The sequence below is a fragment of the Thiomicrorhabdus heinhorstiae genome, from assembly GCF_013391765.2.
Taxonomy (GTDB): domain Bacteria; phylum Pseudomonadota; class Gammaproteobacteria; order Thiomicrospirales; family Thiomicrospiraceae; genus Thiomicrorhabdus; species Thiomicrorhabdus heinhorstiae.
Window position 1 is genome coordinate 25,568 of the sequence record NZ_JACBGI020000015.1, and the last position, 25,704, is coordinate 51,271.

Here is a 25,704-nt window from a genome sequence, read left to right on the forward strand (position 1 = left end):
CATTTTAGTCGTATGGAATTAACATCACCTTATCGAGATAGCGAAACCGCCGGCATTAGACCGAAATTAAACGTACAGCCACAAAGAATTCCTGACTAAAATACTAGGGAATTAAACATTTTTCTTCTACAATAGAAATTTTCGATTTCCCGAATGTTTACAAACCATATGACAGCTATCGATAACCACTATCTGGATCTTCCAGAAGATTTTTACCGAACGATTTCTCCGGAGCCTCTACCGCATGCCGAGCTGCTTCACTCCAACCGGCAACTGCAACAGCAGCTTGATAAAAATTTCAGTGACGAACTCCTGCTGAAAATCACTTCGGGAAACAGTCCCGAACTGCAGAGTGTCGCCCAGAAATACACCGGCCATCAGTTCGGCTACTACAACCCCGACCTTGGCGACGGTCGCGGCTTATTGCTAGGACAAGTTTACGACTCCACAGGCCAGAGCTGGGATCTGCATCTGAAAGGTTCAGGCCAGACGCCTTTCTCCCGCCGCGGAGACGGTCGCGCCGTTTTACGTTCGGCAATTCGCGAATACCTGGTTGGCGAAGCCTTGCACCACCTCGGAGTACCGACCAGCCGCTGTCTGAGCATTTGCCACAGCCCGGAAACCGTTTATCGCGAACAACCGGAAACCCGTGCCAGCTATATTCGTGTCGCCAAAACTCATATCCGTTTCGGCCATTTCGAATGGCTGGCGCAACGTCAGGACAAAGCCGGTATGCAGAAGCTGGCCGATTACGTTATCCGCCATAATTATTCCCATTTGCAAACAATGCAAGGTGAAGAGCGTTACCAGCAATTGCTGAGCGAAATTATCGAAGGCACCGCTCAATTAATGGCGAAATGGCAGGCAGTCGGCTTCTGCCACGGCGTCATGAACACCGATAACATGTCGGTAGCGGCGGAAACTTTCGACTTCGGACCTTTCGCTTTTATGGATGACTTTAAAATCCACTATATCTGCAACCACACCGACACTCAGGGACGCTACGCCTACAGCCAGCAACCGAATATCGGTTTATGGAACTGCCAGGTACTTGCCGGCGCTTTTGAAGCGATTGCCGGCGAAAGCATCCAGCAGAAGGTACTCGACCGTTACATCGAAACTTATAACGCCCACTATCACGAATTGATGGCAGCGAAATTCGGCATCCGTGATCCGCAAAAGCTCAATAAAGGTTTTATCGCCGACACTCTGATTCTGCTTGATCAGTCAGCACTGGATTTTCATTACTTTTTCCGGCTGCTCAATTATTTTGACAGTGAAGAACACGAGAAGTTTACCGGTTATCTGCCGGACTCCAAAGCGTGGCACAAGTGGCTGGGCCAATATGCCGAATTAATGCTGGATGAGGAAGACCCGCATTCCATTCGCAGCCGCCACAATCCGCAACTGGTGTTACGCAACTATATCGCGCAGGAAATCATCGAAGAAGCACAACAAGGACGCCACCAGATGCTAGCCGACTGGATGCAATATCTACAAACACCTTATCAAGTCCCGGAGTCATTGACCGAGAAACTGCATCGCTATATGCAACCACCGCCAAATAACCAAAAAGGCTTTGCATTAAGCTGTTCATCCTGAAAAATACCAGCGCAGGCGATCATAAAGTTTGCGCACCGTAAACGGATACAAGACGGCGATTTTTAATCGCTGTGCTTGCCATCCTCCTGCCGCGGACTTAATATCTCTATTTAGAGCTATCTGGATAATAAAAACACAATGATTAAAACAGATCGAAAAGCCTTACTTATCGGTAAGAACGGCCATGCACAAGGGAAACTGATTGAATTATCGGCGACCGAGGCCGGAATCATTGCCACGCGGGGCGCACAACCCGGTACCGAATTAGAACTGGTTTTTGAAATCCCGGCCCATCAGCGATTTGTAACGCTAAAAATCCTTTCCAAGGTCACCTACCGCCACAATACCAATCACGGGACTTACCTGAAATTGAGTTTCGAAAACATCAGTCCGGAAAACTCCGACGCGATTGACGATTTTCTCAACTACAAAAAGCGCCTGAAAGAGTTCGGCAAGAAAACCAAGGTTCAATAACACAACTCGGGAAAGCGCAGTAATATCTGCTTGAGACCGGCGGTAGAAAAACGATAGGATTTACTCTGCAGAGTTCGATGCGAAAGAGTTATCTCAACTTCTTTTCCCGCCGACCATTGCTCCAATACCGCGCGGTAATTCTGCTGCATTTGTGCCATGGTTTTTCTTTGCGGATTGGTTAAAACCTGCAAACGAATCTTATTGGAAAGCTCGTCCACAGTATCCACCACCTGCAAAACACCCTGCATAGGATAGAGACTTGAATTTCTCGGCGAGCTCGCCGGCAAAGTCCGGTAGGTAACGTTCAGGAGCTTCGGCGTTTCGCTAATAATCTCTTTTTCATTAAACAATAACAGCTGCAGTTGCGGAAAAGGCGACATTGAAGAACAGCCGATCCCCAGAAACGCTTCGCCGTCTGACTTTTTGGTAAAGGCTTCAAATTCCAGCACGCCACCCTGATAATCCGGATAGGTCTTTAAATCAAAATCCCCGACAACTTCGGCGTGGGTTACATGACTGAACAGATAGAACGCCGCAAGCACAATATAGCTAATTAATTTCGTCATACCTGCGCCAGATCACCTTTATCTTCCAACCAGACCTTACGATCCGACGAACGTTTCTTCGCCAGCAATTTATCCATCATTTCCTCAACCACTTTCGGTTCGTCCAACTGCAGCTGCACCAGGCGCCGGGTATCCGGCAACATGGTCGTTTCGCGCAATTGCATCGGATTCATTTCTCCCAATCCTTTAAAGCGGGTAACACTGATTTTCCCGGTCATTTTCTCCGCTTCAATTCGATCAAGCACCCCTTGACGCTCCGCCTCATCCAAAGCGTAAAACACCTGTTTACCGACATCGATTCGGTACAGCGGCGGCATGGCAACATAAATATGCCCGGCCGAGACCAGTTTCGGAAAATGCTTTACAAACAGCGCGCATATCAAGGTCGCGATATGCAAACCGTCGGAGTCGGCATCGGCCAGAATGCAGACCTTGCCGTAGCGCAGACCGCTAAGATCTTCGCTGCCAGGATCGACACCGATCGCGACACTGATATCGTGAATTTCCTGCGAGGCCAATACCTGAGCAGAATCGACTTCCCAAGTATTCAGAATTTTCCCACGCAGCGGCATAATCGCCTGATAATTTTTGTCGCGTGCTTGCTTGGCCGAACCTCCGGCGGAATCTCCCTCAACCAGAAACAGCTCGGTCAAACTAAGGTCGTTATCGACACAATCCGCCAATTTACCGGGCAAAGCCGGACCGGAAGTGATTTTTTTACGCGCAATTTTCTTGGCTTTTTTACTGCGCTGACTGGCATTCTGAATCACCAAATCGGCGATTCTGTCTGCAACGTCAGTATGCTGATTCAGCCACAAACTCAAGGCATCTTTAACCACACCGGAAATAAACGGCACACACTCTCGCGACGACAGGCGTTCTTTGGTTTGTCCGGCAAATTGAGGGTCGCGCAATTTGGACGACAACACAAAGGCCACATTGTTCCAGGCATCTTCCGGAGTAATTTTGACTCCGCGCGGAATCAAGTTACGGAATTCGCAATATTCACGAACGGCATCGGTGGTTCCGGCACGCAAACCGTTGACGTGAGTTCCACCTTGCGGAGTAGGAATCAGATTGACGTAACTCTCCATCAACATTTCGGCGCCGGGTTCTTCCACCCAGGACATCGCCCAGGAAACCGCCTCATTTTCACCGGTCGCCTCGCCGATAAACCCTTCCTGCGGAAAGGCTTCAACTTCACTTAAGGCGTCACTTAAATAGTCTTTCAGGCCTTGTTGATAAAACCATTCCACCGCTTCCTGATTGGTTTCGTCATTGAAGGTGATTTTCAAACCCGGACTCAATACTGCTTTTGCCCGCAGCAGATGCTTCAGCTTGTTTAATGCATACTTCGGAGTATCGAAAAAGTGCCCATCCGGCCAGAAACGCACATAGGTACCGGTGTTCTTTTTACCGACCTTGCCGATCACTTCCAACGGCTTACTTAAAGCACCGTTTTCAAAATAAATCTCGTACAGTTGAGCATCGCGACGAATCTGAATTTCCACTTTGGTCGACAGGGCGTTGACCACCGAAATCCCGACACCGTGCAACCCCCCGGAAAACTGATAGGCTTTATTGGAAAACTTTCCGCCGGCATGCAGACGCGTCATAATCACTTCGACTCCGGGAACCCCCTCTTCCGGATGGATATCGACCGGCATACCACGTCCGTTATCCCAGATACTCATCGAACCGTCTGCATGGTGAGTGACACGAATTTCATCGGCATAACCGGCCAAGGCTTCGTCAACGCTGTTATCGATAACTTCTTGGGCCAAATGATTGGGGCGGGTGGTGTCGGTGTACATTCCGGGGCGTTTTCGAACCGGATCCAAACCGGTCAGAACTTCAATTTCCGAAGCGTTGTAGTTTTCACTCACAGTGAAGACTCCTAATGATAGAATGAGCACATAAAAAGCACGGAATTCAAACCGTGTAAAAAATACTGTCAACCGAGGTTTAAAGGCTGACGAAACCGGGCTTGCCGTTCTATAAAACTACCGGAATCATATCATATTATTATGCCAAATCGAGATTACCGCCAATCGCGCAGAGAATACCTGGCTTCCGAGCTGAACGAAGACCAAGTGCAATCCGACCCTTACCGTCAATTCGGCCTGTGGATGGATCAAGCCGTCGAAAAAATCCCTTATGATCCGACCGCCATGTCGGTATCTACTGTCGATGCTAACGGCCAGCCTCACAGCCGCGTGGTACTGTTGAAATCCTTCGACAGTGAAGGCTTCGTGTTTTACACCCACTATCAAAGTGCCAAAGGGTTCCAAATCGAACACAATTCCAAAGGCGCTCTACTGTTTTTCTGGCCTGAACTGGATCGCCAGATCCGCATTGAAGGCGAGCTGCAGAAAATCGACCCGCAAGATTCGGAAAACTATTTCCACTCGCGCCCGCATGACAGCCAGGTTGCCGCTGCCAGCTCGGTGCAAAGCACGCCGGTAGACAATCGCCAGACGCTGGAAGCACGCTTTAGCGAGCTTGAAGAAAAGTATCGGGATATCGAAGTACCCTATCCGCAACACTGGGGCGGTTACCGACTGCAAGCCCAGCTGTTTGAATTCTGGCAGGGAAGAGCCAACCGACTGCATGACCGACTGTGCTATTACCGTGCCAATAGCGCATGGAAAATCCAGAGACTGGCTCCTTGAGTCGGATTAACGAGCATACAGAGTCATCACGGATAGAGAACTTCATGAGCGATATTCAACTGGAAGCGAGCTGGCTGGAAAGACTGAAACCGCAATTCGAACAGCCGTACATGCAGAATTTAAAAGCTTTTCTGCTGAAGGAAAAACAGCAGGGTAAATTGATCCTGCCGAAAGGAAACCAGTGGTTTAACGCCCTGAACAGTACGCCGTTCGACAAGGTGAAAGTCGTCATTCTGGGTCAGGACCCATACCCGACTCCGGGACACGCCCACGGCTTGTGCTTTTCGGTTCAGCCCGGCGTTTCCCCCTTGCCCAAATCACTGTTGAATATCAATCAGGAACTGTATGACGATCTCGGCGTGGATAACCGACACAGCGGTTTTTTGCAGCCTTGGACCGATCAAGGCGTTCTATTGCTCAATGCGGTACTCACGGTCGAAGCAGGCAAGCCTAACGCTCACCAGAACCGAGGCTGGGAACAGTTTACCGACGCCATAGTCGACGAAATAAATCGCGACACGGAACATACGGTGTTCATATTATGGGGAGCCTATGCACAGAAGAAAGGGCGAATGATCGACCGGAACCGGCATTTCGTGATTGAAAGCCCGCATCCGTCACCGCTGTCGGCCTATAGAGGATTTTTCGGCAGCCGACCTTTTTCGCACTGCAACGCTTATCTGCAAGCGAACAATAAAGCCCCTATAAACTGGCAATTGCCGTAGAAATCTGCGGTGAAGCCACGAGCAGCGCCACAGGATTCATCATTACAAGTGCTTCTTAAACCACTCTTCCGTTGCCCTATTTAACTCGGCGACGCTCATTTCACCCGCATTCAGCGGTTCGCTGATATAAACATCAATACTTCCCGGACGCTTAATAAAACTGTTTTTCGGCCAATAAGAACCGGCATTATGCGCCACCAGATAAACTGTTGCCTTTGCCTGACTCGCCATCATTGCGCCACCGACATTGATCTTACCGAGTTCATTCGGCGCCATGCGCGTTCCTTCCGGAAAAACCACAACCCAGTCACCGCTCTTAATTCGTGCCGACCCTTCGCTTACCAGCTGTTTCAAGGCCTGTCGCCCTGCCCCACGGTCGATTGCAATCGGATGTAGCAACGCCATTCCCCAACCGAAAAACGGAATTCTCAACAACTCTCTTTTCAACACATACGCCTGACGCGGAAAAATTTGTTGGAAAACCAAGGTCTCCCAAGCCGATTCATGGCGAGCCATAATAACCGCTGCCTGATTTTTATTAATATGTTCGGCGCCATGTACCTGATAACGCAAACCGCAGGTTAATTTTAACCACCAGACACAGAACACTGCCCAGTAGTGCATTACGTCATAGCGAACTTTAAACGAGAACGGACGGGTAAACTGCCCCAACACCGAGAAAAATACCAGACTGGTCAGCTGACCGACCGCAAACAGACAGGAACGTAAAAACCAAATAAGCTGCATATTTTTTCCTTTCAATCAGGCTCCATGAGCCAAGAGGTATTCAACCAACGCTTGCAAATTATCGAAAACCTCAACCCCCTGCAGCATTGGATCTTGCGTCGCCAGCGTACGCTCTCCCTTTCCGCTGCGCACCAGGTAGGGTTGCATGGACATAGAGCGGGCCGCCTGAATGTCCGCCAGCGTATCTCCGACAAACGGAGCGCCTTTCAAATCGACATTCAATGCCTTCTCTATCGCTTGCATCATACCGGTTTGCGGCTTTCGCGACGGCGAATTATCGCCGCTTAGGTAAGGCGAATAACTGATCCAATCCGGTTTACAGTCCTCCAAGAGATCATTCATCTTCTGATGCATCGAGCTCAAGGTCGCACGGTCGTAATAACCGCGTTTAATTCCTGACTGGTTGGTCGCAATCGCGACTGTCCACCCGGCTTGTTTTAAAGCACGGATCGCCTCCATGCTTCCTTCGACCGGAATCCACTCTTCCGCCGATTTAATAAAGGCATCCGAGTCTTCGTTAATGACGCCATCCCGATCCAAAACAATTATTTTGTGCATAGTTTAATCTTAGTTATTCGACCACTAATGAAAAAAATCCCGCCGAAGCGGGAATTTCTTACGAGTATTATCAGCCTGTTACAGTCGGGAAATATCTGCAACCTGCAAGAACAGCTGGTAAATCTGCTGCAACAGCGCCAAACGGTTATTACGAACCGCCTCGTCCTCGGCCATAACCATTACTTCATCGAAGAAACGGTCGACCGTATTACGGATTGAGGACATTTCACCGATGGCAGCGATATAGTCACGGTTCTCGATCAAACCGGCAACTTTGTCTTGCAGCGCCTGCAATTCTTGATACAGGTTTTCCTCTGCTGCTTCAACAAACAGCCCGACATTTACGTCAGCAGAAACGTCGCCTTCGACTTTTTTCAACAAATTGCTGATACGCTTATTGGCCGCACTCAGGCTCTCAGCCTCTTCCATTGAGCTGAAACGCTGGACGGCTTCAATACGCTTGGCAAAATCCAACGGCTGACGCGGCTGACAGAAACGTACCGCTTCAAACTGTTCGGCACTGATGCCCTGATCGGCAAAATAAGCTTTCAGACGCGATACGATAAAATCGTAAATATCCATGACCAACTCATCGGTCATCTTGACGCCATCGTGCTGTTGCAAGCCGGCTTCGATCAATTCGACCAGGTCCAAATCCAAAGATTTCTCGATCATAATACGCAACATACCCAACGCCGCACGACGTAGAGCAAACGGATCTTTGTCACCGGTAGGCACCTGACCGATACCGTAAATCCCGGTAATAGTATCCAATTTATCGGCGATCGCTAACGCCTGAGCCACTCCGGAAGCCGGCAGTTCGTCACCGGCAAAACGCGGTTGATACTGAGCATCCAGGGCTTCTGAAACCGCTGGATTTTCATTTTGCGCTTCAGCGTAGTAACGTCCCATCACTCCTTGCAGCTCTGGAAACTCGCCGACCATTTCCGACATCAGGTCGCATTTACTCAAATGCGCCGCGCGCTCGCAAAGAGCGGCATCTTCACCCAACAGTCGACCGATCTTAACGCTAAGATTCTCCATACGATCGACCTTGTCCAGCAGGGTTCCCAACTGCTGTTGGAAAACCACCGTCTTCAGACGCGGCAAGAAATCATCCAGCGGATTCTTCAAATCCTGATCCCAAAAGAATTTCGCATCCGACAAACGTGGGCGAATTACTCGCTCGTTACCTGACTTAACCGAGGCAGGATTCGAGCTTTCGATATTCGAGATCGTAATGAACTTCGCCATCAGCTTACCGTCGGCATCCAGCATATGGAAGTATTTCTGATGCCCTTTCATTGCTGAAACCAAGGCTTCCTGAGGCACGCTCAGGAATAAGTCATCGAAATCACCGACAATCGCCTGTGGCCATTCGTTTAGAGCAGTCACTTCTTCCAGCAGGTCTTCATCGATCTGTGCAACACCACCTTCCGCTTTCGCCGCAGCTTCAACCTGTAAACGAATCATATCGGCGCGCGTAGCAAAATCCGCCTGCACATAACCTTGTGTACACAAGGTATTGATGTAATCTGACGGCTTGGCAATTTCAATTGCCTGCGGCGCGTGGAAACGGTGACCTCGTGTTGTGTTGGATGTCTGATGTCCAAGAATCTCAGCCGGTACGACGTCATTCCCTAACAACATCAAGACCCAATGCACCGGACGGACGAACTCTACATCCGAGCTTCCCCAACGCATACGTTTCGGAATAGGCAACTTCGCCAGGGATTGACGAACGATCTCCGGCAATAATTCTTCTGCCGCTTGTCCTTTTACTTCCTGGTTAAAGGCCATCCACGCGCCTTTATCGGTCTCGACTTCGACCAAGTCGCTTAATTCGGCACCACTACCGCGCATGAAGCCCAACAGTGCTTTGGTAGGATTCCCCTCGGCATCAAATGCTGCTTTCTTTGCCGGTCCTTTTTTCTCGACTACCTTATCTGCCTGCTGGCATTGCAGACTTTCCAGCATCACTGCCAAACGGCGCGGGGCGGCATAAACTTTCAAACCGTCAAATTCCAACTCGGCTTCCCGCAGACCGGAAAGAATACCGTCGGCAAACGCCTGACTCAGTCCTTTCAAAGCTTTAGGCGGCAGTTCTTCGGTTCCGATTTCAACTAAAAAAGCTTGTTTCATCTGACTCATTATTTTGCCTCCTTCTGCGATTTAACCAACGGGAACCCAAGCGCTTCGCGACCTTCATAATAGGCCTCGGCAATCTGACGGGCCATAGCGCGTACACGACCGATAAAACGGGCGCGCTCGGTCACGCTGATCGCGTGGCGTGCATCCAGCAGGTTAAAGGCGTGAGAAGCTTTCAACACCTGTTCGTAAGCCGGCAAAGGTAATTTATCTTCAACCAGCTTGGCAAAAATTTCTTCGCATTCATCAAAAGTACGGAACAATTTATCGGTATCGGCTTTTTCAAAGTTATAAGTCGACATCTCAACCTCGTTTTGATGAAAAACATCGCCGTAGGTGACTTTACCTTCCGGACCATCCACCCAGGTCAGATCGTATACGCTGTTAACCCCTTGCAGATACATGGCGATGCGCTCAAGACCGTAAGTGATTTCACCGGTTACCGGACGACACTCCAGACCCCCAACCTGCTGAAAATAAGTAAACTGGGTGACTTCCATACCGTTCAACCAGACTTCCCAACCAAGCCCCCAGGCTCCCAAAGTCGGTGATTCCCAGTTATCTTCAACAAAGCGGATATCATGCTCAAGCGGGTCGATACCGAGCATTTTCAACGATTCCAGATACAATTCCTGAATATTGTCCGGCGACGGCTTCAACATCACCTGGAATTGATAGTAGTGCTGCAAGCGGTTCGGGTTTTCGCCGTAACGGCCGTCGGTCGGTCTGCGGCAGGGCTGTACGTAAGCTGCACGCCAAGGCTCCGGCCCGATTGCACGCAAGAATGTAGACGGATGAAAAGTCCCCGCCCCCATCTCGTTGTCGTACGGTTGCATTACCACACACCCCTGCTCTGCCCAGAAGGCTTGCAAAGTCTGGATTAACCCTTGAAAAGTACCGATATCTGTTGCTGCTTGTGCCGCCACCCTTAATAAACCTCTACTTTTTACGCCCCTACTTCAGGACTCAAAATTCTTCACGAGGCAATTTTTAATGCCTAAAAACCGACTCGAGAGCTTTAAATTTGAAAATCGCAAAATTATACCGTATTTTAAGGCAGTCTTTTTAACAGTTTAGAAACAACAGAAACAGGTTCAAGTACAACCCATGACCAATCAATCCAACGGAATAATCGAACTCGACGCCCGCGGCTTAAAATGTCCGATGCCAGTGATTAAATTGCAGCAACAGATCCGAAAAAGCCAGCCTGGTAACAGGGTTCGCATTGTATGTACCGATAAAGGTGCCGAAAAAGACATTCAAAGCTGGTGCAGAGTCAACAAACACGAAATTATTGAGATATTTCGGGAAAGCGATCAATTATCGATCACAATTGAGGTTAAAGAACGCAAATAACCGGCCGATTAACCTTAAATACCTTGATTATTTAGCATGCTGTCATTATCCTAGTGCTAGAAACGGAATTCGGCATATCAAAGATCGCTTTAAAGGGACTTAAAGCGCAAAGTAACTCACAGTAAACCTTGACGCGATCCAATCACGTCCAAATTATTTTTTGATTACATTGCAATGCTTTAATTGCAAACTGAAACTTACAAATACATGAGAAGTCGAAGCGCGGCGCAAATATCGCTAATCGTATTACAACTTAGTCTGGGAATGATCCTGTTACTGATTTTCCTGGCACCCAGCTCATCCGTTGCCAACTTACCAGCGGACAAGGTTGCGCTCCCCCTGCCTCCAGCCAAAATCGCCAGTAATCAAATCGATTCGCCACCAATCGAAAGCGACAATATCGATAATCAATTGGAACAAGCGCTCATTCCTGTCCCGGCCGCAGAAAAACCTGAAGCCGTGTTACATCAACACGAAGAGCCGATGCAAGCAATGAGCGACCAACCGAAAGTTGACGCTATTGAGACTGTTGAAACGCCGCAAGAACCTGCCGAAGCCAGCTATTATCCTGTCGAAATTGACGAACAACACCCGCAATGGAATAAGTTCACCGTCAAAATCGACAAAAACGACTCTCTGAGCCTGATTCTTGATCGCCTGCACGTTTCTCCGGAAACCGTTTACACCATCAGCAAGCTGCGAAACGGCCGTAACCTGACCAACCTTCGCTACGGAAGCGAAATCACGGTATGGATTGATCAGCAGGATCAACTGCAGCGTATTTTGTACCCTGCAAGCGTAAACACGCATTACGAACTTTCGAAAGACGACACCGGCTTCAAAATTCTTAAAGAAGTCAAAAAACCGGAAATTCGTCACACAACCGTCTACGGCGTCATTCAGAACTCTTTCTTTGTTGCCGCTAAACGTGCCGGTTTGAGCGCGCGTAACACCATGAATCTGGCGGACATTTTCGCCTGGGAAATCGACTTTGAACGTGAAATTCGCAAAGGCGACACCTTCAAAGTGGTTTACGAAAGCAAATACATCGACGGTAAATACATTGGTGAAGGCGAGATCCTAGCCGCAGAATTCAATACCAATAACGGAAAAGACAAGCATCGCGCCTTTGCGTTCATCCAAGACGGAGAACTTGAAGGTTACTACGACGAAAAAGGCAACAGCCTGAGAGCCGAGTTCCTGCGTAGCCCTGTCGACACCGTACGCATCACTTCAAAATTTACTCCACGACGCTACCACCCGATTTTGAAAAAATGGCGTTCGCATCGCGGCGTTGACTACGGCGGTCCAATCGGTACACCTGTCCGAGCAACGGCTGACGGTAAGATTGTCTTCCGCGGCTGGGGACACGGCTACGGACGTTACATTAAAATTCAACATGCCAACCAGCGCATGACCGTATATGGCCATTTCTCAAAATTTGGCAAATATAAAAAAGGCAGCTATGTCAAACAGGGGCAAATCATCGGTTATATCGGCCAGTCAGGCTTGGCTACAGGCCCTCACCTGCACTACGAATTCCGAATCAAAGGCGAACATGTTGACCCGCTGAAAGTGAAAACCATCAGTGCCGGACCGATTGCGTCAAAATACCGTAAAGGCTTCTTGAAGCAAGCCAACCTTCTCATGGCTCAGCTGGATAGTGCCAATCTGGTTAAAGTTGCGCGGAGCAGTAATTAAAAGTGTCGTCACTCTATATCGGCTTAATGTCCGGTACCAGCGCCGACGGCATTGATGTCGCTCTTGTCGAAATCTCTTCCAGCACTTTCAGACTCCGCCATTTCCTTACCTATCCTATACAGCCATCATTAAAACAGCGTCTTCTTAAGCTTAATATTGATCAGGAAGTCGAGCTTAAAGAATTGTGCTCTCTACAGAACGAACTCGGTCAAATGTTCGCTGCAGCGAGCTTGGCCTTGCTGGAGGAATCCTCGGTAGAAGCACAGCAAATTACTGCGATCGGCAGTCATGGTCAGACTCTCTATCACGCCCCTGAAGTTCAGATGAGTCTGCAAATCGGCCACCCGGCAATTATCGCCAAACAAACCGGCATTCAAACAGCAGCAGATTTTCGGATAGACGATTTGGCTGTTGGGGGACAAGGAGCGCCCTTTGCTCCCGCTTTTCACCAAAGGCTTTTTCAAACGGACGAAACCGTACTGGCAGTCAATATAGGCGGTATTGCCAACATCAGTGTCATTCCCGGAAAAACAAATTCGACTTCGCCTTTATCCGGCTTTGATACCGGACCGGGAAACTGCTTAATCGATGAAGTTTGTCTGCAGAAATTCAATCAAGAATACGACCGAAACGGTCAATTGGCCTCACAGGGCAACGTTCATTCAGCGCTGCTACAAAGCCTTATTTCCGACCCTTATTTCCTAAAACCGGCACCCAAAAGCAGTGGCCGTGATTACTTTAACCTCAGCTGGCTAAATTCCTGCCTGCAGGCTTTCCCTAACCTCGACGATCTTGATTTGCTGGCAACCGTCACCGAATTAACCGCTGTCAGCATCGCCAATGAGGTCAATAAAATCCAGACTGATTATTCAGCGCCTCTATGGGTTTGCGGAGGCGGCGCCTACAATCCCTATTTAATGGGACGCTTGCAAAACCATCTCCCACAAGCCAGGGTAATCAGCAGTCGTGAAGCCGGCATCGAACCGGATGCAGTAGAAGCGGTATTATTTGCCTGGCTGGCTTACCAGCGCATCCACAATTTAACCGTTCCTCTTAAAGACGTGACCGGCGCCGAACGAGATGTTATCCTCGGCGGCATCTGGCAGCCCTGAATGAGTTTAACAACTAAATCCTAAAAGTAAAAAACCGGCATTAAGCCGGTTTTTTTTGATTCCGATTACCTCTTAACCGCGCTGATCGACAGGCAGGTAACAGGCAGATCCTTTTCCTTTGTAGACCTGAGTCGGACGGAAAATTTTGTTGTTCTGTAACTGTTCGCGCCAGTGAGCCATCCATCCGGCAGAACGGGCAACCGCGAAGATCGGTGTAAACAAGCCTGGATCGAAGCCCATTTCTTTATACAAAATACCCGAGTAGAAATCGACATTTGGGTAAACCCCTTTATGCCCAAGAAGCTCTTCACAGACTTTTTCGACTTCCAGAGCGGTCTCGAAAGAGACACTCAGCTTATCCGACTTGTCTTTCAACAGATTGACCGACAGTTTTTGCAAAATATTGGCGCGCGGATCCTTGGTTTTATATTCGCGGTGCCCCATTCCCCAGATCACCTTCTTGCTGGCCAAACGCTCTTCAATATATGGCCTGGCACGATCCGGCGTACCAATATCATCCAGCATCTCAATAACTTTCTGGTTGGCACCGCCATGCAAAGGGCCGGATAGAGATGCAATCGCGGAAGAGATAACCGAACAAGGATTTGCCAAAGTCGAGCCGGTCACCATCGTTGTAAAGGTGGAAGCATTAATAGTGTGTTCAGCGTGCAGAATCAGAATTGCATCCAGTAGTCGCGCCCAATCCTTATCCGGTTCCTCTCCCGTCACCATATACAAGAAATTTTCCGCATAGGTCAAATCCTTGCGTGGTTCAATTGGGTCGTAACCGTTGCGCATATGCTCCCACATCGCGACCAGAGTCCCCATGTGCGCGATGATCTTCACGGTTACATCGTTGATATAATCCTGATTTTCCGTACCACCTTTCATATACTCGGTACTTGGGTAGAAGCTTGCCAAACTGGCAACCACCACCTGCAACATGTGCATCGGATGGGTTGTCGGCGGCAAGTTTTTCATAATTTCGCGGATATTGTATTTAACACGGCGATTCTCACGCAATTTACGATCAAAATTCGCTAGTTCTTCCGATGTCGGCAATTCACCGAACAATAACAGTAGAGTTGTCTCTTCGAATGAAGAATATTCAGCCAGTTCCTGTATGTCGTAACCTCGATAGGTTAAAACCCCTTTAATACCGTCAATATAAGAAATTTGCGATTCCGTGGCCGGAACCCCCGCTAAACCTGGAACATACTGCATATAGAAACTCTTACCGTTTAATTAATGAAAAATAAAACTGGATTACACGCTAAAGGACGATCCGCAACCGCAGGTAGTGGTCGCATTCGGATTTTCAATAACGAAACGCGCTCCCTGAAGATCTTCCAAATAGTCGATTTTAGCGCCGACCAGATATTGAAAGCTCATAGGATCAACCAATAGAGTTACACCGTCTTTTTCCACTACGGTGTCGTCACCCGCTTGTGCTTCGTCAAAGGTAAAACCGTAAGAGAAACCTGAACAACCGCCGCCCGTGATATAGACGCGTAGTTTCAGGTTAGGGTTCTGTTCATCTTCAATTAGCCCGCTTACCTTAGCTGCTGCTGCCTCGGTAAAATTAAGTGGAGTTGGAATATCAGACATATCCGTTTCCTTTTATTTATTTTAAATAGCCGCTTCAAACAAAAAGCGTTTAAATCGGCTCTTTCATTATAACAAAACCGCTTTTAAACTGACCGTTTTATGGCATGAGCGCAACTTGCGTCAAACCGGCATCTTCTTCCAGGTCGAACATCAAATTCATGTTCTGCACCGCTTGCCCGGCGGCACCTTTTACCAGATTATCAATGACCGAGGTCACCACAACGACATCGCCACCTTCAGGGCGGTAGACAGCCATCCGGCACATATTCGAGCCTTTCACCATTCGGGTATCCGGTAGTGAGTTTGCCGGCATCACGTCAACAAAACACTCCTGAGCATAGGTCTCTTCGTACAGTTTTTGCAGGTCTTCCTGAGAAATATTGCTTTTCAATTTACCGTAGAGCGTCGCCTCGATACCCCGAATCATCGGCAACAAATGCGGTACAAAAGTCAGATTAACCTGGGCATCAGCCATAATTTCCAATCCCTGACGAATTTCCGGCAGGTGACGATGACCGCTGATGCCGTAAGCTTTAAAGCCTTCGCTGGTTTCCGCCGCAAGAGAACCTACTTTCGCGCCGCGTCCAGCACCACTGATACCCGACTTGGCGTCGGCGATCAGGTGATCGATATCGACCAGACCTTCCTTCAACAAAGGATAAAAACCAAGCTGCACCGCCGTTGGATAACAGCCGGGGTTGGCAATCACTCTGGCACCACGAATTTTCTCGCGATTCAATTCAGGAAGACCGTAGACCACCTCATCCATAATTTCCGGACAGGCGTGCGGCATGCCGTACCACGACTCCCATACATCCATATCCTCGATACGGAAGTCGGCTGCCAAATCGATTACCTTGACACCTGCTTCAATCAATTCCGGCGTCATATTCATCGCCACCCCATGCGGCGTTGCAAAAAAGACCACATCGCATTTCGATAAAACGTCCAGTTTCGGTTCACTAAAAGCAAGATCATAAATACCGCGCAGGTTCGGAAACATATCTGCTACCGCCAAACCAGCTTCACTTCGCGAGGTGATTGCCTTGACCTCGACAGCTGGATGGTTTGCTAAAAGACGCAGTAATTCGACCCCGGTGTAACCGGTTCCGCCAACAATCCCGACTTGAATCCGTTTCATTTATGATCTCTTTTAATTATTTAATGAGGTATGAAAATTCTATTGTAATATGAGCTTCGAATTAAAGGAAATTTTCCCCGACAAAAGTCTTTTCCCCAGATTGTAGGCGACAAAAACAACCCTGCTTGAAATAAAATTCGTTATAGCAGGTCTGTTATAGTGACTCTAGGCTACATTGGAGAAACGACCATGATCCCCAGCTCAAAAATCACCCCAGAATCGATTTTTCTCAACCGCAGACGCTTTATTCAAGGCATGGCCGGTGTCGGCTTGATGTCGACACCCTTGATCGGCCACGCCCTGCAATTTAAAAGCAACCCCGAATACAAGCCTGCTTTGGAACTAACCGACCCGGAACACGCTTTGCACTACAACAACTTTTACGAGCTCGGAACCGCTAAATCCGATCCTTTTCAGAATGCCGAGGCCTTGCACACCGACGACTGGAAAGTTGTCGTCGAAGGCGAATGCACCAAACCGCAGACATTCGATATGGACGACCTGCTGAGGATCGATCAGGAAGAACGTATCTACCGTTTCCGTTGTGTCGAAGGCTGGTCGATGGTCGTACCGTGGATCGGTTTTCCCTTGAGCAAACTTCTGGAAAAAGTGCAACCGACATCCAAGGCACACTATGTCGAGTTCGTCAGTGTACTGGACCGTAAAAACCTTCCCGGACAAAGATTCAACCTGTTGGATTGGCCGTACAAGGAAGGACTGAGAATGGACGAAGCCATGCACCCCCTGACTTTAATGGCAACCGGTCTTTACGGCAAGGAGTTGGCCAACCAGAACGGCGCGCCGATTCGCTTGATTGTTCCTTGGAAATACGGCTTCAAAAGCAGCAAATCGATCGTTAAAATCCGTTTGCTTGAAAAACAACCTATCTCCACCTGGATGGAAGCGGCACCGCGTGAATACGGTTTCTACTCGAACGTTAACCCGAATGTCTCACACCCGCGCTGGTCGCAGGCCAAAGAGCGCCCTTTAGGTTCATTTCTCAAGCAGAAAACCCTGATGTTCAACGGCTACGCCGAAGAAGTCGCCCATCTTTATAAAGGTATGGATTTAAAAAAATACTTTTAAAGAACCGAAGGATTTCTCATGTCCCAAGCGCTTAAAATCACTCTTCTCAGCCTGATCTGCAGTGTACCGGCCATTTCACTTATCCACAGGCTGTTCACAGATCAACTTGGGGCCAATCCGGTCGAAACGCTTGAACACTTCAGCGGCGACTGGACCATCTATTTCCTTCTGCTGACACTGAGCATCAGCCCCTTACAATATTACTTCCGCCCACGTTGGCCGATCCCCATGCATCTGGTTCGCCGTGTGCTCGGCCTTAGCGCCTTCGCTTACGCCCTGATTCATTTAAGCGTCTACTTTGCCTTCGACATGGGACTGTCTTTTAACGATACACTTGTCGACATTGCCGAACGGCCATTTATTTTAATCGGCATGCTGGCGTTTTTAATACTGATACCACTGGCGGTCACTTCGACTTCCGGGTGGCAAAGACGCCTGAAACGGCGCTGGAGCCAGCTTCACAAACTTATCTATCTTTTGACCTTTCTCGGAATTCTCCACTACGCATTGCTGGTCAAAGCGGATCTTTTCCAACCGTTAGCTTACCTCTCCCTGTTTGCAGCGCTTATGCTCGCACGCCAACTAAAGGGATTAAAAAGAAACTAACAATCGGCCTGCCAACCTTCTGCCTTAGCGACAAATTGATTACGAGTGGTTAAAGCCTTTTCCGACACCCATAAAGGCTTATGTCCATCTTGCCATACTGGCCGATTACGCATAACGTTGATGAAATAATCACTCTGCAAATGCCGATCCAACCAGTTCCTGACGCCAGCATAACCACTTTCGGAAAACCACAACTTATCTACATGGGCAAATTGTCGAACAAACGGAAATATTGCAATATCCGCCACACTCAATTTGTCACCGACTAGAAATGACTGTTGCAACAAAACTTTTTCGATCTTTCGCAAGAAAGCTTCTCCGCCAGCTCGCACTTGCTGCTTTTCGACCTCGTCTTGCGAATATTTATAGACATCCAGATGAGTTTTAAATTCACCGTCATTCAATTCAATCCAAGCAGCCACCTCGGCGGCAACCTGAAGATCGCTTGGAACTAAGCCCGAAGCACTCTGACGCAATGCCCACAGCAAAATATCCAAACTTTCGTCGATTACTCGACCATCAGGTAACACCAGTACCGGTACGGTTCCTTTCGGTGACGCCGTCAGCATCGACTCAGGCTTATCCCAAAACACGATCTCCCGCTGCTCCACCTGCAACCCTGCCAGATAAATTCCCATCCGCGCCCGCATCGCATACGGACAACGACGGTAAGAATACAAAATCGGATGTGATTCAGAATTCATACAAAAAACCTATAAAACGGATTGAAATAAACAACCGAAAAACAGCTATTTATTTCAATCAATTTAATACAAAACGTACATATACAAAAAAGCCCGCAAACGCGGGCTTTCAAGAAAAACAGACGGAATTCATTTCCGAATTTCCAAACTAGGCGGTACAAATTTAAGATGAGAGCGAGGCGAATTTAAAACCGGCGCGCAGTGTGCATATCAGCACATGAGCACCGGAATGTTCAAATTACAACGAAGCTCTCGCTTAAATTTGAACGCTCTAGACGGAAATTACATCATGCCGCCCATTCCTCCCATGCCTGCTGCACCAGCATCGTCACCACCTTTCTTAGGCAGATCAGCAATCGCCGCACCGGTAGTCAATACCAGACCGGCAACGGAAGCAGCATTTTGCAGTGCAGAACGAGTTACCTTGGCAGGGTCGATAATACCGGCTTCAAGCATATCGCAATAAACTTCTTTTGCCGCGTCGAAACCGAAGTTACCCTCGCCTTCCATCACTTTGCTGACGATAACCGAACCTTCAAGACCACAGTTGGCAGCGATTTGACGCATCGGCTCTTCCATCGCACGCAGAGCGATCTGGATACCGACGTTTTGATCGTCGTTTTCACCTTCAACATCAATTAGAGACTTAGCGCGAACCAGAGCAACACCACCACCAGGGACGATACCTTCTTGAACAGCCGCACGAGTCGCGTGCAACGCATCGTCAACACGGTCTTTTTTCTCTTTCATTTCCACTTCGGTTGCGGCACCCAGTTTCAATACGGCAACACCGCCAGACAATTTAGCCAGACGCTCTTGAAGTTTCTCTTTGTCATATTCGGAAGTGGTGGACGCAACTTGTGATTTGATCTGTGCACAACGCCCTTCGATATCTTCCTTAGAACCGGCACCATCGATCAGTTTAGTTGAGTCTTTGCCAACGACTGCAGACTTAGTTTCACCCAACAGATCCAAAGTAACGCTTTCCAGGCTTAGGCCCACTTCTTCGGAAATAACCGTACCGCCAGTCAGAATCGCCATATCTTGCAGCATGGCTTTGCGACGCTCACCGAAACCAGGCGCCTTAACCGCTGCAACCTTAACGATACCACGCATATTGTTGATAACCAAAGTTGCCAAAGCTTCACCGTCAACATCTTCAGAAATAATCAATAGAGGACGACCTGACTTGGAAACTGCTTCCAACGTAGGCAGCAAGTCACGGATGTTAGAAATTTTCTTGTCGTAAAGAAGAATGAAGGGCTGTTCCAATTCAGCAACCATTTTTTCCTGGTTGGTAACGAAATATGGAGACAGGTATCCACGATCGAATTCCATCCCTTCAACCACAACCAACTCGTCTTCCAAAGAAGAACCTTCCTCAACGGTAATAACACCTTCGGTAGAAACTTTTTCCATCGCTTCTGCAATCATTTCACCGACTTTAGAGTCAGAGTTTGCAGAGATGGTACCAACCTGTGCCCAAGAAGCCTTGGTATCACATGGCTTAGCCATTTTCTGAATTTCCAAAACAACCGCTTCAACCGCTTTATGGATACCACGGTTCAAATCCATCGGGTTCATACCGGCTGCAACCGACTTCATCCCTTCACGAACGATCGCCTGAGCAAGAACCGTTGCAGTCGTCGTACCGTCACCGGCAACGTCATTGGTCTGGGAAGAAACTTCTTTAACCATCTGCGCGCCCATGTTCATGAACTTGTCTTCAAGCTCGATTTCACGCGCAACGGAAACACCATCCTTAGTTACCGTCGGTGCACCGAATGATTTTTCCAAAACTACGTTACGACCTTTAGGCCCCAAAGTTACTTTTACTGCATCCGCCAGAATGTTGATCCCGTCAACCATTTTTTCGCGGGCGTCTAAACCGAATTTAACGTCTTTTGCCATTTGTTCATTCCTTAAAATTTAAAAAACCGATTAAACAATCTGATAAAAATTCATTACGCGATGATCGCGATGATGTCATCTTCGCGCATGATCAATAGCGGCTCACCAGAGTCATCTTTGACTTCCTGGCCAGAGTACTGACCGAACATAACTTGGTCACCGACTTTAACTGTCATCGCAACGATGGCTCCCGAATCAGACGCTTTACCTGGCCCCACTGCGACAACTTCACCCGTGTTCTGCTGCTCTTGAGCAGAACCAGGAAGAAGAATTCCGCCTGCAGACTCTTTCTTCTCCTCAACGCGGCGAATAACAACGCGGTCTTGTAAAGGTTTAATGTTCATAGGTTTCTCCTAAAAGTTTCACAAATTAACAGGTTTTCAGAGTGTCAGCCGAATACTCAAATTCCACGAAACGACTGAATTAACTACAAAAAACCGACAAATTCGATTAAAAATTTGCCGGGCTTTTCAAAATTAGCACTCTTGAATCAAGAGTGCTAACCATTGTATTCATCACCATAACGGTGTCAACTGAATATAAGGTTGAATATTTGCATTTCAAGAGTCAGGCATAAAAAAATCGGGACAAGCCCGATTTTTTAATTAATTTAATAAGCGTCCTTAGTCGGATAACACCAGATTATCGCGATGAACCAAAGATTCATCCTCGATATAGCCGAGAATGGATTCGATTTGATGGCTTGGCTTACCAAGAATTTTTTGCGCTTCCGCAGCAGCATAATTAGTCAATCCGCGGGCAACTTCTTTTCCTTGCAGGTCATAGCAAACCACCATTTCACCACGCTGAAACTGACCCTGTAGAGATTTCACCCCGATCGGCAACAAACTCTTACCGGAATTTTTCAGCATCGCCACCGCGCCTTCATCCAAAACCAGTTTGCCTTTTGCCTGCAAATGGCCGGCCAGCCACTGCTGACGTGCGGTTAAAGGCTCCAGATCAGGTACCAGCAGCGTGCCGAATTGTTGCCCTTCAAACAGCTTGGTAAGAATATCCGGTTCACGCCCGGAAGCGATCAAAGTCGCCGTCCCTGAACGCGCCGCACGCTTGGCCGCCATGACTTTGGTATACATGCCGCCTTTACCCAAAGCACCGCCTTCCGGAGAAGCCATGGCTTCGATATCCTTGCGGCTGACTTTGGCTTCGGTGATTAATTTAGCGTTCGGATTTTCACGCGGATTATCGTCATACAAACCTTGCTGGTCGGTCATAATCACCAGCACATCGGCGGAAATCAGATTGGCGGTCAAAGCCGCCAGAGTATCATTATCGCCGAAACGAATTTCGTCAGTTACCACCGTGTCGTTTTCATTGATAATCGGCACTGCATTGTATTGCAGCAATGTCTGAATGGTATTACGTACATTCAGATAACGCTTACGATTGGAAAGATCGTCATGTGTCATCAGAATTTGTGCGGTACGAATATCGTACTTGGCAAACTTGGATTCATACGCCTGAATCAAGCCCATCTGACCGACCGAGGCCGCCGCCTGCAACTCATTCAGCGCCGAAGGACGACTACTCCAACCAAGACGCTTCATCCCCTCGGCAACCGAACCAGAGGAAACGATCACCACCTCGATGCCTTGCTGTTTCAAAGCAACAATCTGCTCGACCCAGTGCGACAACGCTTCACGATTCAATCCCTTACCGTCATTCGTCAGCAGCGCACTGCCGATCTTAACCACCCAACGTCGTGTCTGTTTTAAATCCGAACGATGCATTTACTACCACACTTAAAAATCAAAATCTTCATCAACAGGCGCCCTCAAGGCCGCCGCTTGTCTGGCATCTTCCTCGTCACGCTCCGCCTGACGGTTTCGCTCGAGAGCATGTGCGATATCCTGTACCAGTTTTTCGGTACCGCGACGGTCCGCTGCGGAAATTTTGTATACCGGCCCCTGCCAGTCGATCTCGGAAAGAATACGATCACATACTTCTTCGGCCTCTTCATCCAAGAAAAGATCGATTTTATTCAAAACCAGCCAACGCTCTTTACCGACCAGCTCATCGCTATACTTTTCCAGCTCTTTTTCGATGACATGGATACTTTCAACCGGATCGGACTCATCCAACGGCCCGATATCGACCACATGCAACAGCAAACCGGTACGCGACAAATGTTTCAAGAACTGAATACCCAGACCGGCACCTTCCGCCGCACCTTCGATCAACCCGGGAATATCCGCCATAACAAAACTGGTTTCCGGCGATACGGCGACGACTCCCAAATTCGGGTACAGAGTGGTAAACGGATAATTGGCCACCTTAGGGCGAGCGGCCGACACGGCGGAAATCAAACTCGATTTTCCGGCATTCGGCAATCCAAGCAGACCGACGTCCGCCAAAACCTTCAACTCAAGTCGCAGATTACGCTCTTCGCCATCCTCGCCCGGAGTACATTGGCGCGGGGTACGGTTACGCGAGCTTTTGAAGTGCACATTCCCCAGACCATGCAAACCGCCTTGTGCCACCAACAGCTTTTGATCGTGTTCGGTCAAATCGCCTAAAACGCGGTCTTCATCGACATCGATTACCGTTGTTCCGACCGGAACACGGATCGTCAGGTCATCACCGGCTGCGCCGGTCTTCTGCTGCCCCATTCCGGATTGACCGTTCTGTGCCTTATAGTCTTTGGTATAGCGAAAATCCACTAGGGTATTCAGGTTTCGGTCTGCCAGCAAATAGACGCTGCCGCCATCACCGCCGTCACCACCGTTCGGGCCGCCGAACGGAATATATTTTTCGCGACGGAAACTGACAATCCCGTTCCCCCCGCGACCGGCCGCAACACGAATGATTGCTTCATCTACAAATTGCATAGCACCCTTTTCCTTAGAATCTCTTGAGTTTGCACTATTTTAACAGAGGCCTGAAAACGTCGAATCAAAAGTCGGTGTGATAAAACCGCTCCAAACCATTTTCTTTACATACAAAAACGCCCCGACAAAGCGGGGCGTTCTCTATGCGATACGTTTTGAATAAATTATTCAGAAACAATCGTCACGAAGGTACGTACTGGCTTACCTTTAGAAACAAAAGCAACTTGACCGTCAGCTTTTGCAAACAAGGTATCATCCTTACCGCGCCCAACGTTTTCACCTGCGTGGAACTTAGTTCCGCGCTGACGAACGATGATGCTACCTGCAGATACAGTTTGACCACCGAAAACTTTAACGCCCAGGCGTTTAGCATTGGAGTCGCGACCGTTTTTAGTACTACCTGCTGCCTTCTTATGAGCCATGGTATTATCCTTTAGTTAACAGTGTGCTGTCCCCTACTCAGAAACAGCTCCTGTTTTAGATTCATCAAATTAAGCTGAAATCTGACCGATTTTAACTTCAGTATAGTTTTGGCGGTGGCCTTGCTTAGTTTTCGAACGGTTCTTACGACGACGGAATTTGATGATGGTTACTTTCTTACCACGACCGTTTGATTCTACAGTCGCTGCAACTTTAGCACCTTCAACAAAAGGCGCACCAACTTTAACGTCTGCACCTTCACCAACCATCAATACTTCGTCAAACTCAACCGCATCACCTGCTTCTGCATTCAAAGACTCAATGCGTAGGATTTGACCTTCACGAACTCGATACTGCTTACCACCGGTTTTAATAACTGCGTACATATATCTCTCCCGGATATCTAAAATTCTTTTTAATAAGCCGCTATTTAGCGAAGGCGGAATTATAATCACTTTTCCGCCTCAGGTCAAAATAAATTTTCATCTGAAAAGGTTTTCACGCAGAAAGAACCGTTAATCCAGTCATTTTACAGTAAACATTTGAATTCTATAGGCTATTTTAGGTATCAATTAACGATTAAAATAGGCATATTTCATACATGCAAAGAAAGCGCAAAACCCTGTTCGCAAAGACTGGCGCAGAGCCCCCATTCATACTAAAATAACGCCTTTAATTTTGACTAGAGTGGCCCAGTGCCTGAAGCCAGCATGACCCTATCCGAAATCCGAGCTCTAATTTCAGACGACATTCAAGCCGTTGACCAATTAATTCTCGACCGCCTCGCTTCCGACGTAGTATTGATTAACCAGATCGGACATTACATTATCAATAGCGGCGGCAAACGTCTTCGTCCGCTGCTGGTTCTACTGTGTGCCCGCGCATGCGGCTATCAAGGCACCAACCACCAGTTGATGGCAGCCGTCATCGAATTCATCCACACATCTACACTGCTACATGACGATGTCGTCGATGAGTCGGACACCCGTCGCGGCAACAAAACCGCCAACGAAGTCTGGGGCAACGCCGCCAGCGTCCTGGTCGGCGATTTTCTCTACTCCCGCTCTTTCGAAATGATGGTCGAGCCGAACAATCTGCGTATTATGGAAGTCATGTCGCAGGCGACCAATGTCATTGCCGAGGGCGAAGTTCTGCAGCTTTTGAACTGTCACGATGCCGACACGACCGTCGAGCGCTACATGGAAGTCATCCACCGCAAAACCGCCAAGCTATTCGAAGCTGCCACGCAAATGGGTCCGATTCTGGCCGATAAACCACAGCTTGAAGAAGCGTTTATCGCTTACGGCCGCCATCTGGGTGCCGCCTTCCAACTGATCGATGATGCGCTGGACTATATGGCCGATGCCGAAGAGTTAGGGAAAAATATCGGTGACGATTTAGCGGAAGGCAAACCAACCCTGCCTTTGATCTATGTACTGCAAAACGGCAAAGAAGCGGAAAAAGACATTATCCGACGCGCGATCGAATCGGAGGGGATTAACCTCTTGAACGAAGTCACCGAAATCATCCAGAATTCGGGAGCTATTCGCTATACGCAAGAAGTTGCTCAAGAGCAGGCCGAGCTGGCAAAACAAGCCATACAAGCTTTGGAAGAGAGCGAACTGAAAACCGCTCTGTTCTCTTTAGCCGAGCTGGCGGTGAACCGTAACCACTAAATTTATTGCAGCTGCAAAACAACCTTAAACAAATCAGCCCGCAAA

General features: G+C 48.4%; 26 protein-coding genes. 10 read left to right on the forward strand and 16 right to left on the reverse strand.

Annotation, left to right across the window (positions count from 1 at the left end; all coding sequences use genetic code 11):
• Positions 1-153: 153 nt before the first annotated feature.
• Positions 154-1,602: a protein adenylyltransferase SelO gene (locus tag H8792_RS08155; protein ID WP_228767018.1), complete on the forward strand. Its 1,449-nt coding sequence runs from the start codon at positions 154-156 to the stop codon at positions 1,600-1,602.
• A gap of 138 nt (positions 1,603-1,740) precedes the next feature.
• Entirely contained in the window at positions 1,741-2,076 is a 336-nt protein-coding gene (locus H8792_RS08160; RefSeq protein ID WP_185978455.1) for a PilZ domain-containing protein, read from the forward strand.
• Here the strand turns inward: H8792_RS08160 and H8792_RS08165 are convergent.
• The gene (locus H8792_RS08165; RefSeq protein ID WP_185978456.1) at positions 2,070-2,642 is read right to left on the reverse strand and encodes a hypothetical protein; all 573 of its coding nucleotides are present in this window, start codon (positions 2,640-2,642) and stop codon (positions 2,070-2,072) included. The two genes, H8792_RS08160 and H8792_RS08165, sit on opposite strands and share 7 nt — an antisense overlap.
• On the reverse strand, positions 2,639-4,528 hold the full coding sequence (gene parE / locus H8792_RS08170) for a DNA topoisomerase IV subunit B (protein WP_185978457.1): 1,890 nt from the start codon (positions 4,526-4,528) through the stop codon (positions 2,639-2,641). The genes H8792_RS08165 and parE overlap by 4 nt, the downstream gene beginning before the upstream one ends.
• A gap of 141 nt (positions 4,529-4,669) precedes the next feature.
• Here parE and pdxH point away from each other — a divergent pair, with 141 nt between their 5' ends.
• Together pdxH and ung are read left to right on the forward strand one after the other, a co-directional pair.
• Positions 4,670-5,314 (forward strand): pyridoxamine 5'-phosphate oxidase, encoded by a 645-nt coding sequence (pdxH, locus tag H8792_RS08175; RefSeq protein ID WP_185978458.1) that lies wholly within the window; start codon positions 4,670-4,672, stop codon positions 5,312-5,314.
• Between the two features lie 44 nt (positions 5,315-5,358).
• A complete protein-coding gene (gene ung / locus H8792_RS08180; RefSeq protein ID WP_185978459.1) occupies positions 5,359-6,039 on the forward strand; it encodes a uracil-DNA glycosylase in 681 nt (226 codons plus the stop codon).
• 42 nt (positions 6,040-6,081) lie between these two features.
• Here ung and H8792_RS08185 read toward each other — a convergent pair whose 3' ends face one another.
• The 4 genes from H8792_RS08185 to glyQ all read right to left on the reverse strand — a co-directional run bounded on the left by H8792_RS08185 (position 6,082) and on the right by glyQ (position 10,418).
• The gene (locus H8792_RS08185) at positions 6,082-6,786 is read right to left on the reverse strand and encodes a lysophospholipid acyltransferase family protein (RefSeq protein WP_185978460.1); all 705 of its coding nucleotides are present in this window, start codon (positions 6,784-6,786) and stop codon (positions 6,082-6,084) included.
• 15 nt (positions 6,787-6,801) lie between these two features.
• A complete protein-coding gene (gene gmhB / locus H8792_RS08190) occupies positions 6,802-7,344 on the reverse strand; it encodes a D-glycero-beta-D-manno-heptose 1,7-bisphosphate 7-phosphatase (protein ID WP_185978461.1) in 543 nt (180 codons plus the stop codon).
• A 78-nt stretch (positions 7,345-7,422) separates the two neighbouring features.
• A complete protein-coding gene (gene glyS / locus H8792_RS08195; RefSeq protein ID WP_185978462.1) occupies positions 7,423-9,495 on the reverse strand; it encodes a glycine--tRNA ligase subunit beta in 2,073 nt (690 codons plus the stop codon).
• Positions 9,495-10,418, reverse strand: a complete 924-nt coding sequence (gene glyQ, locus H8792_RS08200) for a glycine--tRNA ligase subunit alpha (RefSeq protein ID WP_185978463.1) — start codon at positions 10,416-10,418, stop codon at positions 9,495-9,497. Before glyQ ends, glyS begins: the two co-directional genes overlap by 1 nt.
• Positions 10,419-10,599: 181 nt before the next feature.
• Between glyQ and H8792_RS08205 the strand changes: the two genes are divergently transcribed.
• The 3 genes from H8792_RS08205 (at position 10,600) to H8792_RS08215 (ending at position 13,661) form a co-directional block, all read left to right on the forward strand.
• Positions 10,600-10,848, forward strand: a complete 249-nt coding sequence (locus H8792_RS08205; protein ID WP_185978464.1) for a sulfurtransferase TusA family protein — start codon at positions 10,600-10,602, stop codon at positions 10,846-10,848.
• 207 nt (positions 10,849-11,055) lie between these two features.
• Positions 11,056-12,549, forward strand: a complete 1,494-nt coding sequence (locus H8792_RS08210) for a peptidoglycan DD-metalloendopeptidase family protein (protein ID WP_228767019.1) — start codon at positions 11,056-11,058, stop codon at positions 12,547-12,549.
• Positions 12,550-12,551: 2 nt separating this feature from the next.
• On the forward strand, positions 12,552-13,661 hold the full coding sequence (locus tag H8792_RS08215) for an anhydro-N-acetylmuramic acid kinase (protein ID WP_324187604.1): 1,110 nt from the start codon (positions 12,552-12,554) through the stop codon (positions 13,659-13,661).
• 72 nt (positions 13,662-13,733) lie between these two features.
• Here the strand turns inward: H8792_RS08215 and H8792_RS08220 are convergent, their stop codons facing one another.
• The 3 genes from H8792_RS08220 to argC form a co-directional block, all read right to left on the reverse strand.
• Positions 13,734-14,885, reverse strand: coding sequence for a citrate synthase (locus H8792_RS08220; protein ID WP_185978465.1), 1,152 nt, complete (start codon positions 14,883-14,885; stop codon positions 13,734-13,736).
• Positions 14,886-14,927: 42 nt separating this feature from the next.
• On the reverse strand, positions 14,928-15,269 hold the full coding sequence (gene erpA, locus H8792_RS08225) for an iron-sulfur cluster insertion protein ErpA (RefSeq protein WP_185978466.1): 342 nt from the start codon (positions 15,267-15,269) through the stop codon (positions 14,928-14,930).
• A 97-nt stretch (positions 15,270-15,366) separates the two neighbouring features.
• The gene (gene argC, locus H8792_RS08230) at positions 15,367-16,410 is read right to left on the reverse strand and encodes an N-acetyl-gamma-glutamyl-phosphate reductase (RefSeq protein WP_185978467.1); all 1,044 of its coding nucleotides are present in this window, start codon (positions 16,408-16,410) and stop codon (positions 15,367-15,369) included.
• A gap of 189 nt (positions 16,411-16,599) precedes the next feature.
• Here argC and msrP point away from each other — a divergent pair, with 189 nt between their 5' ends.
• Both msrP and H8792_RS08240 read left to right on the forward strand, forming a co-directional pair.
• Entirely contained in the window at positions 16,600-17,496 is an 897-nt protein-coding gene (gene msrP, locus H8792_RS08235) for a protein-methionine-sulfoxide reductase catalytic subunit MsrP (protein ID WP_185978468.1), read from the forward strand.
• Positions 17,497-17,514: 18 nt separating this feature from the next.
• A complete protein-coding gene (locus H8792_RS08240; RefSeq protein ID WP_185978469.1) occupies positions 17,515-18,102 on the forward strand; it encodes a protein-methionine-sulfoxide reductase heme-binding subunit MsrQ in 588 nt (195 codons plus the stop codon).
• Here the strand turns inward: H8792_RS08240 and H8792_RS08245 are convergent.
• The 7 genes from H8792_RS08245 to rplU all read right to left on the reverse strand — a co-directional run bounded on the left by H8792_RS08245 (position 18,099) and on the right by rplU (position 24,369).
• Entirely contained in the window at positions 18,099-18,806 is a 708-nt protein-coding gene (locus H8792_RS08245; protein ID WP_185978470.1) for a glutathione S-transferase, read from the reverse strand. The two genes, H8792_RS08240 and H8792_RS08245, sit on opposite strands and share 4 nt — an antisense overlap.
• Before the next feature lie 282 nt (positions 18,807-19,088).
• The gene (gene groL, locus H8792_RS08250; protein WP_185978471.1) at positions 19,089-20,717 is read right to left on the reverse strand and encodes a chaperonin GroEL; all 1,629 of its coding nucleotides are present in this window, start codon (positions 20,715-20,717) and stop codon (positions 19,089-19,091) included.
• A 53-nt stretch (positions 20,718-20,770) separates the two neighbouring features.
• On the reverse strand, positions 20,771-21,061 hold the full coding sequence (locus tag H8792_RS08255; RefSeq protein ID WP_185978472.1) for a co-chaperone GroES: 291 nt from the start codon (positions 21,059-21,061) through the stop codon (positions 20,771-20,773).
• A 279-nt stretch (positions 21,062-21,340) separates the two neighbouring features.
• A complete protein-coding gene (gene proB, locus H8792_RS08260) occupies positions 21,341-22,465 on the reverse strand; it encodes a glutamate 5-kinase (protein WP_185978473.1) in 1,125 nt (374 codons plus the stop codon).
• 12 nt (positions 22,466-22,477) lie between these two features.
• Positions 22,478-23,563, reverse strand: coding sequence for an Obg family GTPase CgtA (cgtA, locus tag H8792_RS08265; RefSeq protein ID WP_185978474.1), 1,086 nt, complete (start codon positions 23,561-23,563; stop codon positions 22,478-22,480).
• Positions 23,564-23,727: 164 nt separating this feature from the next.
• Entirely contained in the window at positions 23,728-23,985 is a 258-nt protein-coding gene (gene rpmA / locus H8792_RS08270; RefSeq protein WP_185978475.1) for a 50S ribosomal protein L27, read from the reverse strand.
• A gap of 69 nt (positions 23,986-24,054) precedes the next feature.
• A complete protein-coding gene (rplU, locus tag H8792_RS08275; protein WP_185978476.1) occupies positions 24,055-24,369 on the reverse strand; it encodes a 50S ribosomal protein L21 in 315 nt (104 codons plus the stop codon).
• 324 nt (positions 24,370-24,693) lie between these two features.
• Between rplU and ispB the strand changes: the two genes are divergently transcribed.
• Positions 24,694-25,659, forward strand: coding sequence for an octaprenyl diphosphate synthase (gene ispB / locus H8792_RS08280; protein WP_185978482.1), 966 nt, complete (start codon positions 24,694-24,696; stop codon positions 25,657-25,659).
• The last annotated feature ends 45 nt before the right edge of the window (positions 25,660-25,704 follow it).

Excerpts from the sequence above, each read along its gene's own strand:
- H8792_RS08155 (WP_228767018.1), top strand. The coding sequence starts at position 154 with ATGTTTACAAACCATATGACAGCTATCGATAACCACTATCTGGATCTT.
- H8792_RS08160 (WP_185978455.1), top strand. The coding sequence starts at position 1,741 with ATGATTAAAACAGATCGAAAAGCCTTACTTATCGGTAAGAACGGCCAT.
- H8792_RS08165 (WP_185978456.1), bottom strand. The coding sequence starts at position 2,642 with ATGACGAAATTAATTAGCTATATTGTGCTTGCGGCGTTCTATCTGTTC.
- pdxH (WP_185978458.1), top strand. The coding sequence starts at position 4,670 with ATGCCAAATCGAGATTACCGCCAATCGCGCAGAGAATACCTGGCTTCC.
- ung (WP_185978459.1), top strand. The coding sequence starts at position 5,359 with ATGAGCGATATTCAACTGGAAGCGAGCTGGCTGGAAAGACTGAAACCG.
- H8792_RS08185 (WP_185978460.1), bottom strand. The coding sequence starts at position 6,786 with ATGCAGCTTATTTGGTTTTTACGTTCCTGTCTGTTTGCGGTCGGTCAG.
- gmhB (WP_185978461.1), bottom strand. The coding sequence starts at position 7,344 with ATGCACAAAATAATTGTTTTGGATCGGGATGGCGTCATTAACGAAGAC.
- glyS (WP_185978462.1), bottom strand. The coding sequence starts at position 9,495 with ATGAGTCAGATGAAACAAGCTTTTTTAGTTGAAATCGGAACCGAAGAA.
- H8792_RS08205 (WP_185978464.1), top strand. The coding sequence starts at position 10,600 with ATGACCAATCAATCCAACGGAATAATCGAACTCGACGCCCGCGGCTTA.
- H8792_RS08210 (WP_228767019.1), top strand. The coding sequence starts at position 11,056 with ATGAGAAGTCGAAGCGCGGCGCAAATATCGCTAATCGTATTACAACTT.
- H8792_RS08220 (WP_185978465.1), bottom strand. The coding sequence starts at position 14,885 with ATGCAGTATGTTCCAGGTTTAGCGGGGGTTCCGGCCACGGAATCGCAA.
- erpA (WP_185978466.1), bottom strand. The coding sequence starts at position 15,269 with ATGTCTGATATTCCAACTCCACTTAATTTTACCGAGGCAGCAGCAGCT.
- argC (WP_185978467.1), bottom strand. The coding sequence starts at position 16,410 with ATGAAACGGATTCAAGTCGGGATTGTTGGCGGAACCGGTTACACCGGG.
- msrP (WP_185978468.1), top strand. The coding sequence starts at position 16,600 with ATGATCCCCAGCTCAAAAATCACCCCAGAATCGATTTTTCTCAACCGC.
- H8792_RS08240 (WP_185978469.1), top strand. The coding sequence starts at position 17,515 with ATGTCCCAAGCGCTTAAAATCACTCTTCTCAGCCTGATCTGCAGTGTA.
- H8792_RS08245 (WP_185978470.1), bottom strand. The coding sequence starts at position 18,806 with ATGAATTCTGAATCACATCCGATTTTGTATTCTTACCGTCGTTGTCCG.
- groL (WP_185978471.1), bottom strand. The coding sequence starts at position 20,717 with ATGGCAAAAGACGTTAAATTCGGTTTAGACGCCCGCGAAAAAATGGTT.
- H8792_RS08255 (WP_185978472.1), bottom strand. The coding sequence starts at position 21,061 with ATGAACATTAAACCTTTACAAGACCGCGTTGTTATTCGCCGCGTTGAG.
- proB (WP_185978473.1), bottom strand. The coding sequence starts at position 22,465 with ATGCATCGTTCGGATTTAAAACAGACACGACGTTGGGTGGTTAAGATC.
- cgtA (WP_185978474.1), bottom strand. The coding sequence starts at position 23,563 with ATGCAATTTGTAGATGAAGCAATCATTCGTGTTGCGGCCGGTCGCGGG.
- rpmA (WP_185978475.1), bottom strand. The coding sequence starts at position 23,985 with ATGGCTCATAAGAAGGCAGCAGGTAGTACTAAAAACGGTCGCGACTCC.
- rplU (WP_185978476.1), bottom strand. The coding sequence starts at position 24,369 with ATGTACGCAGTTATTAAAACCGGTGGTAAGCAGTATCGAGTTCGTGAA.
- ispB (WP_185978482.1), top strand. The coding sequence starts at position 24,694 with ATGACCCTATCCGAAATCCGAGCTCTAATTTCAGACGACATTCAAGCC.